Consider the following 12,697-nt stretch of genomic DNA (forward strand, 5'->3'; position numbering starts at 1 on the left):
ATAATTGTGATTTCTATCACAACCGTAAACGTTCTCATATCCTGTGTTTTCGTCAAAATGTTGAACAATCCACATGAATTGACTTTATTTGGGTTGACAACGTTTCCGATGGATAAGAAAATGGGAGTAAATGTGCTGGACAAAGGGGAATGCCAATGAGTGTGAAGCATGAAGCGGCGCCGGAGGTTGTCACGTTCGGGGAGAGTATGGGCCTGCTAACCGCGCAGGATTCCAGAGGGTTGGAGTACGCCTCCAATCTGGTTAAATCGTTCGGAGGAGCCGAGAGTAATGTGGCGATCGGAATCGCACGTCTCGGACACCGGAGCGGCTGGTTCGGCAGGCTGGGTGCAGATCCTGTAGGTTCGATGATCCTGAAGGGCATCCGCGGCGAAGGTGTGGATGTATCAAGAGCCGGACAGGATGACCACAGTCCTACGGGGCTGATGCTGCGTGAGCAGACAGCGGGCAGGTCATCGGTCTATTATTACCGTACTGGTTCTGCAGCCAGCCGTATGCTGCCTGAACAGCTGGATGCTGCCTATATTGAGAGCGCTAAAATTCTGCATGTCACCGGTATTACAGCGGCAATCAGTCCGACTTCGCTTGCTTCTGTGGAGCTTGCGATTAAGATCGCCAGGCAGTCGGGCGTACGGGTCAGCTTTGATCCGAACCTGCGCCTGAAGCTGTGGAGTATCGAGCAGGCACGTCCGGTCGTGCTGCGGCTGGCGGAGCAGGCCGATTATTTTCTGCCAGGCATGGATGAAATGAAATTACTATATGATGTGGATCAGGATACGGAGGTATTGGGCCGGCTGGTGGAACAGGACCGCGTCTCGATTGTCAAGGGCGGTCCCGGGCTAACCTATGTGGTAGCCAATGGCCAAGTCACGGAGGTTCCCTATTATAAAGCCGAGCATGTCGTCGATACGGTTGGAGCAGGAGATGCTTTCTGTGCAGGCTTTTTGACCGGTTTGCTGAAAGGATATGATCCTGTCGAGGCGACTCGCCTGGGCAATCTGGCAGGCTCACTGGTTATTCAGGCGCACGGTGATTGGGAAGCGCTTCCTACAGAGGCCCAGCTGGATGCCTACCTGAATGGAGCAGTGCACGTAGAGCGCTGATAAGCGGCCTGAGGTCTGCAGTACCATCATGTTAACCAATGCGGAGGAGAGAGCGTAATGAATAAGCTTAAGCTGCTGCAAAAGATTGAAGAGCTGGGCATGGTAGCCGTCCTGCGGGCGAATACGTCTGACGATGTAGTAGAAATGGCGGAGCAGGCCATCGAGGGCGGGATCCGGGTTATAGAAATTACGATGACTGTGCCGGGTGCGCTGCAGGCAATCGAGAAACTGAGACGAGTATATCACTGGGACAGCAGCGAACCTGAGCGTTTCGCCATTATCGGGGCCGGAACTGTGCTCGAACCCGTCACTGCGCGGGCAGCAATTATGGCAGGCGCTGAATTTGTGGTCAGTCCGTCGCTGAACCCGGAGACCGTTCGCATGTGTAACCTCTATCGTATACCGATTATGCCAGGGGTTGTAACACCGGCTGAAATCCAGGAAGCCCTGGAGCTGGGCGTGGATATTATGAAGCTGTTCCCAGGCAGTATGTTCGCCCCGTCTATGATCAAGACACTGAAAGGGCCGCTGCCGCAGGCTAATTTTATGCCGACCGGCGGGGTATCTCTATCCAATATGAAGGAATGGGTGGCAGCCGGAGCGGTAGCAGTTGGTGTCGGATCCGAGCTGACGGCCGATGCTGTCCGGACAGGCAACATGGAGAGTATCCGTGAACAGGCCCAGAAATATGTGGAAGCTTACCGTAAAGCGAAAACTTCTCCAGCCTGATGCCCTGCGGACAGGGACAGCTCAATCAAGCGCTGGGATTCCAGAACCAAGCAGATTCCTGATATAATGTTAAGCAGCTCGCCATACAGGGAGCTGCTTTATTTTATGGAAAGGGGAAGCCTATGCGTAGAAAAAACAAGTATAAGCTGTCCTTTGGCAGTCGTAAGAAAAAAAGATGGCCCAAAATCGTATTAAGTGTCATCCTGCTGATTGTTCTCGCCGGAGGTGTTGCCGTCTGGCGTTATCTGATTCCGTATGAGCCGCAGCAGGAGGCCGCAGCTGCTATGAGCGCCAGCACGACAGCTCCTGTCGTGAAGGTCACGAAGGAGTGGATTGATTTTGTGCCTGAGCAGATTCAGGGCCCTGGCGTTATTTTTTATCCAGGTGCACTTGTCAAACCGGAAAGCTATGCGCCCATGGCGCGGGATCTCGCACTGCAGGGACATCATGTCGTTATCGTCAAAATGCCGCTGAACCTCGCCGTTCTGGGCTCCAAGCGGGCAGATGATGTATTAAAAGCTTATCCGAACGAGACCTTTGTGATCGGGGGCCATTCCCTTGGCGGGGCCATGGCAGCGCGTTACACAGCCGGTCATGCAAGCCAGTTGAAAGGTGTTTTCTTTCTGGGGGCATACCCCGATGAAAAAGGAAGCTTGAAAAGCAGCGGACTTCCCGCACTGTCCATTCTTGGCTCGAAGGATGAAGTGGTGGATACCGCCAAATATAAACAGGGGCACTCCTATCTGCCTGAGGATGCGGTATACAAGCTGATTGAGGGCGGCAATCATGCACAGTTTGGCGATTACGGCATTCAGAAGGGCGACGGAAAACCGGGGATCAGCGAAGATGAGCAGCGCAAACAAACTGTACAGAGTCTCCTGAATTGGTTAAAGAATATTAAAGGCTGACGTTATGAAACGTAAACGACCTGAAAACGGAGGAAGCCATGGCTGTAATTCAGATCGGAGAACGGACTGCTGAATGCAACGGTATTTTGTTCGATAAGGACGGCACTCTGCTTGATTTCATGCAGCTGTGGGGGCCGTGGGCCACGACCATTTTGAACCTGACGGAGCAGAGGCTGTCTGAGCTTGGTACGGGATTTAGCGGAGCAAGAGAGCAGGTACTGGGAACACGGCATGACCATGAAGGTAGGGTTATTGCCTATAATCCGGAGGGGCCGCTGGCTATGGGAACGGCTGAGGATACGATCGCTATTCTGGCATGGCAGCTCTATACGGCCGGGTTGCCATGGAATGAGGCAATGACACAGGTTCGCGGACTGGCTGATCAGGCGATGCAGGAGCTGCGACAGAGCCGGCCGGTGCAGGCTCTTCCCGGGCTTCAGTCCTTTCTGGAGGACTGTGTGAGGGTGGGCGTGAAGCTCGCCGTTGTCACTTCAGACGGCACCAGGGAAGCGGAGGAGCAGCTGGAATGGGCTGGACTTCGTGAATATTTCGACCTGATTCTTGGATATGATCAGGTTACCTGGGGCAAGCCGCATCCCGAATTAGCCATTACCGCTTCACGGACACTGGGACTCCATCCGGAAGATACCATTCTGATTGGTGACAGCAACGGGGATATGCAGATGGGCAGGCAGGCCGGTGTCCGTCTGGCTGTAGGGCTGTCTCCGGATTCCGGGAGCTCATCCCATCTTGCGGATGCAGATGTGATCATTCGGGACTATCACGGTATACAAGTGAAGGAATGAGATACAGGAGGCGGGATTAATCGTGAACAGCAGCGAAGCAACATTATTGTCCTGGATTCAGAACAGCTCATCCATCGTCTTCTTCGGAGGTGCAGGAACTTCAACTGAGAGCGGAATTCCTGATTTCCGGTCAGCGGCCGGTCTGTATCAGACCGAAGTTCATTCACCGTATCCGCCGGAGGTGATGCTGAGCCGTTCCTTTTTTACAGAGCATCCTGAAGTGTTCTATGACTTCTACAAAAGTAAGATGCTTCACCCAGATGCTCAGCCTAATGGTTGTCATCGTCTGCTGGTACGGTTGGAACGTGAAGGCAGGCTGAAGGCAGTGATCACACAGAATATTGATGGTCTTCATCAGGCTGCAGGCAGCCGTCATGTACTGGAGCTGCACGGCTCGGTTCACCGTAATTACTGCATGAGCTGTTCCCGCAATTACAGCCTGCAGGAAGTGATGAACAGCCCTGAACTCGTACCCCGCTGCAGCGTTTGCGGTGGCATGATCCGCCCGGATGTGGTTCTGTATGAGGAAGAGTTGGATCAGCACACGCTGTACTCTTCCATCGATGCGATCACGAAGGCTGACCTTCTGCTGGTGGGCGGAACATCTCTGACGGTGTATCCGGCGGCTCAATTGATTACATATTTTCAGGGCAGTCATACTGTACTTCTGAATGCAGCTCCTACCGCTTATGACCGCATGGCAGATCTGCTGATTACCGAACCAATCGGTCAGGTCATGGAACGGCTGGATAAGGCTGCCGGAGAGTAAACTGCAGGAAATGATAGAGTTTGAAATCGGTTTCTTGTAACGGCTCTGCAAAAGGGATATGATATTCTCTGGATCAGGCCTGAGACAAAAGTACCCGGGTCTGCTGCCAGTTCGGCATGTGCATCATCAAATGTCTTGCGGAAACATCATGCAATTTAATGAAACATATACATTCGAGCGAGAGGCAGGGATTGGTATGGTTTATTTGGCAAGCGAGGACCGATATGAAGGAATGAAATATAACCGGTGTGGTCGCACCGGCTTGAAGCTGCCGGCCATCTCACTCGGTTTGTGGCATAATTTTGGAGGCACGAGCAATGCGGAGAACGGCCGTAATATGGTGACCCGCGCGTTCGATCTGGGAATTACCCATTTTGATCTGGCCAATAACTACGGACCGCCTCCCGGCTCTGCGGAGCAGTTCTTCGGACAGGTGCTGGCGAATGATCTTAAGCCCTACCGGGATGAGCTGATTATCTCGACCAAGGCGGGTTATCATATGTGGCCGGGTCCTTACGGGGAATGGGGGTCGCGCAAATCCCTGATCTCCAGTCTGGATCAGAGCCTGAAGCGGATGGGACTGGATTATGTTGATATTTTCTATTCCCACCGTTTTGACCCGGATACCCCGCTGGAAGAAACGATGCAGGCACTTGATCATATCGTGCGTTCAGGTAAAGCACTGTATGTCGGTGTCTCCAATTATACTGCGGAGAAGACAGCCGAGGCGGTCCGGATCCTCAAGGATTTGGGGACACCGATGCTTATCCACCAGCCTCGTTATTCCATGCTGGACCGCTGGATTGAGAATGGACTGCAGGATGTGCTGGAGGAGAACGGCATCGGAAGCATCGCTTTTTGTCCGCTGGAGCAGGGGATGCTGACGAACAAATACCTGAACGGAGTACCTGAAGATTCCCGTGCGGCCAGCGCTTCCGTGTTCCTAAACGAGAACAATATTACTCCTGAAGCGCTGCGTAAAATTCGTGCGTTGAACCAGATGGCTGCGGCCCGCGGACAGAGTCTGGCTCAGTTCGCCTTGGCCTGGGTGCTGCGGGGCGGACGGGTAACCTCGGCACTGATCGGTGCAAGCCGTCCTTCCCAGATCGAGGAGAATGTCGCTGCGCTGAACAATTTGGAATTTTCCTCCGAAGAGCTGGAGCGGATCGAATCAATCCTGCGCAGTACGGACCAGGAGCAGAAACCCGTTCAGCAGTAAATTTGCCGTAGGGGCATCGTACATTGTAATCTTATAGCTAATGCAATAGCGGCCCGCTTTTGGTTGATCCAAAAGTCGGGCCGCTGCTGTATGCCGCCATGCTGATGAAGTAGGCTGATAGAGTACATAGTGTTATTGATTCTCGGAAGGCTTCCGGCTGACCTTGGTCCGATAGACGCTCGGAGCCATATGGTAGAAGCGGCTGAACTGGCGTGAGAAATAAAGGGCATCCGAGAGGCCCACCGAGGCTGACACCTGCTCAATCGACAGTTCCGGCCGTTCCCGCAGCAGCTGTCTGGATTTATCGATTCGCAGCTTAAGAAGATAGGTAACGGGGGTGAGGCCGGTTTCTTTCTTGAAAATACGTGACAAATACGCCCGGTTATATCCCAGACTGGCACACATCTGTTCAATAGATACCGGGTGCGCATATTGGGTGGACATATACTGGATCATTTGTTTGACGATCCGTCCGACTTGGTTATCCGTACTGTCCATCTGGCTCAATACGGATGCACCTGCCCGGAGCTCGCCTGCCACCAGATAGAGGTTGCCCAAGGCAGTTAGGTGAGCATGGTCCTGACGGCTGTAGAAGGCCTGCTGCATCTCGCTGATCTGGTGCGGAACCTGACTATCCGGACCAAGGTGCAAAATAGGTCTCTCGTTCAGGAAGCCTGCTTCCTGAACGAGACGCTCGGCATCGCGGCCTGCAAAGGCTGCCCAGCGGTAGCGCCAGGGCTTCTCCGAGTCAGAAGCATATCGAATCAGCTGTCCGGGATAGATGAGGAAGCAGTCGCCTTGACTGAGCTCGAAGGCATGCTCCTCCGTGTGGAAGGTGCCCCGGCCTGCTTCGATATAGTGAAACAGATAATAGTCATATAACTTCGGGCCGAGAGCATGACCCGGCTTGGTCTGACTCTCACCTGCAAAAAGCACGCGCAGCTCGTTCTCCGGAAGTGTAAGCGGGTTCGAAGCCACAGAATACGTAGATGTTGGAAGCATACTCCAAATCTCCTTTTCATTAGAAGATGGCTGGATGTGACGAGGGTCAGTTCTAATTGTAAACGGTAAGGTCACATTTATCCATATTCAAAACACATGGTTACATTACAAAACCCGTTCCGCTGATTTATACTGAGAACATAAGAAATGATTATATTAATCCTTCAAATGAGGTGACCTGTGAAATGAACACAGCTGAACTGAAGCAGAAATTTATAGACAAATACGGAGACAGCTCCGCAGAGGTACGTGTATTCCATGCTCCGGGACGCGTGAATCTGATTGGTGAACATATTGATTACAATGGAGGTTATGTGCTTCCGGCTGCACTGGAATTCGGCACGACGCTGATCATCCGTGAACGTGATGACGATCAAATCCGCCTGGCTTCCACGAATATGCCTTATGAAGGCCAGACCTCGATCCGCGATTTCGGGCAGAACAAGACAGAAGAATGGGTGGATTATCCGATTGGCGTATTGACAGAATTGCAAAAGATCGGCGTGGTTCCGACCAAGGGTTACGATCTGCTGTTCCACGGCGAGATTCCGAACGGCTCCGGCCTCTCTTCCTCCGCTTCCCTGGAAGTAGTAACCGGCTACGCCTTCCTCTCGCTGGAGAATGGTCCGCTGGATACAGTTCAGCTTGCCGTCATGTCCCAAAAGGCAGAGAACAATTATGTTGGCGTCAACTGCGGCATTATGGATCAGTTCGCGGTGGCCAACGGCGCACAGGATCATGCCATCCTGCTGATGTGCGATACGCTGGAGTACAAGAAAGTTCCTTTCGTAACAGGCAGCTACAAGCTGGTTATCGGCAATACGAACAAACGCCGCGGCCTAGTGGACTCCGCCTACAATGAGCGCCGCAGTCAATGCGAAGAGGCGCTGTCGATCCTGAAGCAGCAGCGTCCGGAATTAAACTATCTGGCACAGCTTACGCCAGAGCAGTTTGAGGGACTGCAGGGATCCATTCAAGACGAGACGGTCCGCCGCCGCGCGAAGCATGTGGTGGAAGAGAATGCGCGTGTACTCGCTTCGGTCGACGCGCTCAGCAGCAACGATCTTGTCCAGTTCGGCCAATTGATGAATCAGTCACATGATTCGCTGCGTGATCTCTATGAAGTCAGCTGCCTTGAGCTGGATGTCATGGTGGAGGAAGCCCGCCAGATTACAGGTACACTAGGTGCGCGTATGACGGGAGCCGGCTTCGGCGGATGTACCGTATCTCTGGTTCATGAAGACTCAGTAGACCAGTTCCTGAAGCAGGTGGGTACGAACTACAAAGAACGTACCGGTCTGGAAGCTGCTTTCTATGTATGTAATGTAGGAGATGGAGTTAAAGAACTGAAGGGGGACAACTAACATGGCAATTCTCGTAACCGGCGGAGCAGGGTATATTGGATCACATACGGTAGCAGCACTGCTTGAGAAAGGTGAAGAGGTTGTTGTCATCGACAACCTGCAGACCGGCCATCGGGAGGCACTCCTTGGCGGCAAACTGTATGAAGGTGATCTGCGTGACAAGGAATTGCTGGCAAAGCTGTTCGCCGAGAACAGCATCGATGCGGTCATCCATTTTGCAGCTAACTCCCTGGTTGGTGAGAGCATGCAGAATCCGGGCAAATATTATGACAATAACGTATTCGGAACCCTGTGTCTGCTCGAAGCCATGAAGGATGCGGGTGTCAGCAAAATTGTCTTCTCCTCTACCGCCGCTACTTACGGTGAGCCGGAGAAAACGCCAATCGTGGAGACCGACCGCACCGAACCAACCAATGTCTACGGCGAAACCAAGCTGATGATGGAACGCATGATGTCCTGGTTTGACCGAGTTATCGGTATCAAATACGTGGCACTCCGCTACTTCAACGCAGCGGGCTCCCATCACAGCGGCAAGATCGGTGAAGACCACCGTCCGGAGAGCCACCTGATTCCGCTGGTGCTTCAGACGGCGCTGCAGCAGCGCTCTCACATCGCTGTCTTTGGCGAAGATTACCCGACACCGGATGGCAGCTGCATCCGTGATTACATTCATGTCAGCGATTTGGCTGATGCCCACCTGCGCGCCGTTGACTACTTGCGCCGTGGTGAAGACAGCAATGTATTTAATCTCGGAATCGGACTCGGTTTTTCCGTGAAGGAAGTCATTGAGACGGCACGCCAGGTAACCGGCCGCGAAATTCCGGTCGTTGTTGAACCGCGCCGTGCGGGCGACCCGGCCATTCTGGTTGCATCGTCGGATAAAGCGCGCTCGGTCCTGGGCTGGGAACCGAAGCGCACCAAGCTAGAAGATATTATCCAGGATGCCTGGAGCTGGCACAGCTCGCATCCGAACGGATACGGAGAATAAGCGGGAGAACAGCGAGGAGAGATTAATGATGCAGCAGCCTCACACAATAGTTACAGAAGCGGCACATTCACAGGATGACGTGCTTCATGCTATAGAACGCCTGGTGCTGTACGCCCTGCAGACCGGGCTGATCGAAGAACCGGACCGGGACTATGCACGCAACCTGCTGCTGGAGCAGTTCGGGTTCAGCGAACCTTATCTCGGGGAGCCGCTGCCGGCCCCTCAGGATGGACCGCAGCAGCTGCTGGATATGCTGATTGATTACGGCTATGCCATCGGACTGATTCCAGACAACTCGGATACTTACCGTGACCTACTGGACGCCAAAATCATGGGCCAACTGATGGCCAGACCGTCTGAAGTAGTGGCTCAATTCCGCAGAACAGCGGATGAGCAGGGAATTGAAGCGGCTACGAATCACTTTTATAAATTATCAATTGATTCCAACTACATCCGAATGGACCGGATCTCCAAAAATGTGTATTGGAAACAGGCCAGTGAATACGGCGATATCGAGATGACCATCAATCTGTCGAAGCCGGAGAAGAACCCGGCTGAGATTGCAGCAGCCAAGCTTCTGCCGCCGCCGGTCTATCCGAAATGCCAGCTGTGCCGGGAGAATGTCGGTTACGCCGGACGCATCAATCACCCGGCCCGTCAGAACCTGCGGATTATTCCGCTGGAGCTGAACGACGAGCCGTGGTTCCTGCAGTACTCGCCATATGTTTACTATAACGAGCACTGTATTGTATTCCATCATGATCACGTACCGATGAAGCTGACGAAGCAGACGCTTGCCCGTCTGCTCGCTTTCACCGAATCATTCCCTCATTACTTCATCGGTTCTAATGCAGATCTGCCCATCGTAGGCGGCTCAATTCTGACGCATGACCATTTCCAGGGTGGACGGCATACCTTCCCGATTCAAAATGCCCCTGCAGAGGCTGTATTCGGGCATGCCCAGCATGCTTCGGTCACAGCGAGTATTGTGAAATGGCCGATGACGGTCATCCGTCTGGCTTCGCATGATCGCAGAGAGCTGCTCGAGGCGGGTAACGACATCTACGAAGCCTGGAAGGCTTACAGTGATCCTGCGGCCGGTATTGCAGCATTTACGGAGGATAACGGAAATCGGGTTCCGCACAATACAGTGACTCCTATCGTCCGCCGCCGCAGCGATGGTGCATTTGAGATGGATTTGGTTCTGCGCAACAACCGGACCAGCGACGAGCATCCGGAAGGCATTTTCCATCCTCACCGTGAAATGCATCATATCAAACGCGAGAACATCGGGCTGATTGAAGTGATGGGGCTTGCAATTTTACCCGGACGCCTGAAAGAGGAGTTTGATGCTATTGCAGATACCCTTTCGGGAGATGAAGTTCTCTATGAGGCTGTTCAGACCCAGCCAGAGCATCCGCTGCGCCAGCATGCAGAATGGATGAAGCAGCTGGCAGCCAAGCACGGGCAGAATCTGGAGAAAATGAAGGCCGTCGAGCTGATTCAGCATGAGGCCGGGGAGAAATTTGTTGAGATTCTTGAACAGGCCGGTGTGTACAAGCGCGATGAGGCTGGACAGCAGGCATTCCGCCGTTTCCTCAGCAGTGCGGGTTATACAGAACAAGGATAAATCTGCCTGCGGATAGTTCAATAAGATCTGGTTAAGCTATATCCGCTGCCCCATGCGGGCAGCGGATATTTTTGTGTCAAAAATGGGCTGAGTTGTTTCGATGTACACTCTAAAGGGTATAAGCTTACGATTTGTATCTTGCTTAACAGAGATATATAATAGGTGAGCGTCAGCATTCTGCATCGGTTCGACGGATTGCTTCAATCGAACGGTGTATGATATCCAACTTAACTATCAGGAGGCGACTTTTTGCGATGAGAGCATTTGAATTCTATAATCCTACCCGTCTGATTTTCGGCCGGGGACAACTTGAAGCTTTGAAGCGGGAGGTGCCGAAATACGGTAAACGTGTCCTGCTCGTATATGGCGGCGGCAGCATTAAGCGCAGCGGTCTTTATGATAAAGTGATTGGCATTCTTCGTGAAATCGGAACTGAAGTTACAGAGCTCAGCGGTGTTGAGCCGAATCCGCGTCTGTCCACGGTACATAAGGGCGTTGATCTGTGCAAAACAAACCACATCGATCTGATTCTTGCTGTAGGCGGCGGAAGTGTACTTGACTGTGCCAAAGCGATTGCAGTTGGTGCCAAATATGATGGCGACATGTGGGATTTTGCAGAACGCAAAGCCGTTGCTCAGGATGCACTGCCCTTGGGAACTATCCTGACTATGGCAGCGACAGGTTCTGAAATGAACAGCGGCTCCGTCATTACCAATGAGAAAACGCAAGAGAAGCTGGGCTGGGGCAGTGTACATGCATTCCCTGCTTTCTCTATTCTGGATCCGGAGAATACGTACTCTTTGCCAAAAGATCAGACTGTCTACGGTATGGTAGACATGATGTCCCACGTGCTGGAGCACTATTTCCACCTGGATACCAACACGCCTGTACAGCTGGGCTGGTGTGAGACCGTGCTGCGTACTGTTATCGAAACAGCTCCGCGCCTGATTGAGGATCTGGAAAACTACGAGCTCCGTGAGACGATCATGTTCTGCGGAACGATGGCATTGAATGGCATTCTTAACATGGGTCTTGCCGGCGACTGGGCAACGCATAACATTGAGCATGCGGTATCCGCAGTATATGATATTCCGCACGGCGGCGGTCTGGCTATTATTTTCCCGAATTGGATGAAGCATAATCTGCAGCAGGACGTCAGCCGTTTCAAGCGTCTCGCCGTGAATGTGTTCCATATTGATCCGGCAGGCAAGACGGACGAAGAGACTGCACTGGAAGGTATTCAGGCTCTGCGTGACTTCTGGACATCGATCGGTGCCCCAAGCACGTTGAAGGACTACGACATCGATGCAAGCCAAATTGGTGTAATGGCGGATAAGGCTGTTAAATTCGGCCCGTTCGGCAATTTTGCCAAACTGCAGCGTGAAGATGTGGTGGCTATCTACGAGGCTTCCCTGTAATTTATTTTGCTTGTATATTAGCAGCAAGTTTCCCTGTTTGGGGAGGCTTGCTGTTTTTTTGTAGGTTTATATGACAAAAAGGAAAATATTGAAACTATTTCCGTTTATATACGTAGTTATTGATATAGGGGCCACTAGGCGGCAGGATCTACCTTTAGCCGCTGCCCCCTCGAACATGCCGGCCGGCTGGAAAGGGGGAAAGTGTTTATGGAAGCGATTTACTGGTGTTTTCTGGTTGGAGGGGTCCTGCTCGCTGCAGTCAGTGTCATTGTGGGAGATTTGCTGGGCGGGTTGCTGGACGGTTTTGAACTGCCGGGTGCAGATTTATTTAAGCCGGTGTCACTTTGCGGAGCTGCGGCGGCTTTTGGCGGTACCGGTGTGCTGCTGGCCAAATATACATCGCTCGCTTCAGCAATGATTCTGGTCTGCTCTCTGCTTGCAGCAGCTGTAGCTGTACTCATCATCTTCTTCGGTTATATCCGGCCTTCGCGCAACAGTGAGATGTCGATCGGATATTCCATGGCAGAACTTTCGGGACGCATTGGAGAAGTAACGGTACCGATTCCGGCTGCAGGATACGGAGAAGTCATGGTCAGACTGGGTCCGGGCAATACGATACATACGGCTGTCAGCTTTGACCGCTGTCTGCTGGCCGCAGGAACAAGGGTTGTCGTCGTAGAGCTGCAGGACGGGGTGCTGAGCGTATCCAAGCTGGAAACGTAAGGGTTGGTTAAGGCAGCCGG

Annotated in this window: 12 protein-coding genes; 11 read left to right on the top strand and 1 reads right to left on the bottom strand. The window is 52.7% G+C overall.

Features of this window, described 5'->3' with window-relative positions:
* Positions 1-155: 155 nt before the first annotated feature.
* The 6 genes from Q5741_RS17180 to mgrA all read left to right on the top strand — a co-directional run bounded on the left by Q5741_RS17180 (position 156) and on the right by mgrA (position 5,552).
* A complete protein-coding gene (locus tag Q5741_RS17180; protein WP_305025349.1) occupies positions 156-1,121 on the top strand; it encodes a sugar kinase in 966 nt (321 codons plus the stop codon).
* Positions 1,122-1,178: 57 nt separating this feature from the next.
* Positions 1,179-1,850: a bifunctional 2-keto-4-hydroxyglutarate aldolase/2-keto-3-deoxy-6-phosphogluconate aldolase gene (locus Q5741_RS17185; RefSeq protein WP_305025350.1), complete on the top strand. Its 672-nt coding sequence runs from the start codon at positions 1,179-1,181 to the stop codon at positions 1,848-1,850.
* A gap of 122 nt (positions 1,851-1,972) precedes the next feature.
* Positions 1,973-2,758 carry an alpha/beta hydrolase gene (locus Q5741_RS17190; RefSeq protein ID WP_305025351.1) on the top strand — a complete coding sequence of 262 codons (786 nt, stop codon included), beginning with the start codon at positions 1,973-1,975 and terminating at the stop codon, positions 2,756-2,758.
* Positions 2,759-2,796: 38 nt separating this feature from the next.
* Positions 2,797-3,564, top strand: coding sequence for an HAD family hydrolase (locus Q5741_RS17195; RefSeq protein WP_305025352.1), 768 nt, complete (start codon positions 2,797-2,799; stop codon positions 3,562-3,564).
* A gap of 22 nt (positions 3,565-3,586) precedes the next feature.
* Positions 3,587-4,333, top strand: a complete 747-nt coding sequence (locus tag Q5741_RS17200) for an NAD-dependent protein deacylase (protein WP_305025353.1) — start codon at positions 3,587-3,589, stop codon at positions 4,331-4,333.
* Between the two features lie 196 nt (positions 4,334-4,529).
* Positions 4,530-5,552, top strand: coding sequence for an L-glyceraldehyde 3-phosphate reductase (mgrA, locus tag Q5741_RS17205; protein WP_305025387.1), 1,023 nt, complete (start codon positions 4,530-4,532; stop codon positions 5,550-5,552).
* A gap of 132 nt (positions 5,553-5,684) precedes the next feature.
* Here the strand turns inward: mgrA and Q5741_RS17210 are convergent, their stop codons facing one another.
* Positions 5,685-6,554, bottom strand: coding sequence for an AraC family transcriptional regulator (locus Q5741_RS17210; protein WP_305025354.1), 870 nt, complete (start codon positions 6,552-6,554; stop codon positions 5,685-5,687).
* Between the two features lie 185 nt (positions 6,555-6,739).
* On the opposite strand from Q5741_RS17210, the gene Q5741_RS17215 reads away from it, so the two are divergent.
* From Q5741_RS17215 to Q5741_RS17235, 5 genes are all read left to right on the top strand, one after another.
* Entirely contained in the window at positions 6,740-7,918 is a 1,179-nt protein-coding gene (locus tag Q5741_RS17215; RefSeq protein WP_305025355.1) for a galactokinase, read from the top strand.
* Position 7,919: 1 nt separating this feature from the next.
* A complete protein-coding gene (gene galE, locus Q5741_RS17220) occupies positions 7,920-8,906 on the top strand; it encodes a UDP-glucose 4-epimerase GalE (protein WP_305025356.1) in 987 nt (328 codons plus the stop codon).
* Positions 8,907-8,934: 28 nt separating this feature from the next.
* Positions 8,935-10,536, top strand: coding sequence for a UDP-glucose--hexose-1-phosphate uridylyltransferase (locus Q5741_RS17225; RefSeq protein WP_305025357.1), 1,602 nt, complete (start codon positions 8,935-8,937; stop codon positions 10,534-10,536).
* Positions 10,537-10,790: 254 nt separating this feature from the next.
* The gene (locus tag Q5741_RS17230) at positions 10,791-11,954 is read left to right on the top strand and encodes an iron-containing alcohol dehydrogenase (protein ID WP_305025358.1); all 1,164 of its coding nucleotides are present in this window, start codon (positions 10,791-10,793) and stop codon (positions 11,952-11,954) included.
* A gap of 207 nt (positions 11,955-12,161) precedes the next feature.
* Positions 12,162-12,677: an NfeD family protein gene (locus Q5741_RS17235; RefSeq protein ID WP_305025359.1), complete on the top strand. Its 516-nt coding sequence runs from the start codon at positions 12,162-12,164 to the stop codon at positions 12,675-12,677.
* Positions 12,678-12,697: the final 20 nt, after the last annotated feature.

This window comes from Paenibacillus lacisoli, from assembly GCF_030580655.1.
Lineage (GTDB): Bacteria > Bacillota > Bacilli > Paenibacillales > Paenibacillaceae > Paenibacillus > Paenibacillus lacisoli.

Bases quoted from the DNA above. Each gene is read 5' to 3' on its own strand.
- Q5741_RS17180 (WP_305025349.1), top strand. From the start codon at position 156: ATGAGTGTGAAGCATGAAGCGGCGCCGGAGGTTGTCACGTTCGGGGAG.
- Q5741_RS17185 (WP_305025350.1), top strand. From the start codon at position 1,179: ATGAATAAGCTTAAGCTGCTGCAAAAGATTGAAGAGCTGGGCATGGTA.
- Q5741_RS17190 (WP_305025351.1), top strand. From the start codon at position 1,973: ATGCGTAGAAAAAACAAGTATAAGCTGTCCTTTGGCAGTCGTAAGAAA.
- Q5741_RS17195 (WP_305025352.1), top strand. From the start codon at position 2,797: ATGGCTGTAATTCAGATCGGAGAACGGACTGCTGAATGCAACGGTATT.
- mgrA (WP_305025387.1), top strand. From the start codon at position 4,530: ATGGTTTATTTGGCAAGCGAGGACCGATATGAAGGAATGAAATATAAC.
- Q5741_RS17210 (WP_305025354.1), bottom strand. From the start codon at position 6,554: ATGCTTCCAACATCTACGTATTCTGTGGCTTCGAACCCGCTTACACTT.
- Q5741_RS17215 (WP_305025355.1), top strand. From the start codon at position 6,740: ATGAACACAGCTGAACTGAAGCAGAAATTTATAGACAAATACGGAGAC.
- galE (WP_305025356.1), top strand. From the start codon at position 7,920: ATGGCAATTCTCGTAACCGGCGGAGCAGGGTATATTGGATCACATACG.
- Q5741_RS17225 (WP_305025357.1), top strand. From the start codon at position 8,935: ATGCAGCAGCCTCACACAATAGTTACAGAAGCGGCACATTCACAGGAT.
- Q5741_RS17230 (WP_305025358.1), top strand. From the start codon at position 10,791: ATGAGAGCATTTGAATTCTATAATCCTACCCGTCTGATTTTCGGCCGG.
- Q5741_RS17235 (WP_305025359.1), top strand. From the start codon at position 12,162: ATGGAAGCGATTTACTGGTGTTTTCTGGTTGGAGGGGTCCTGCTCGCT.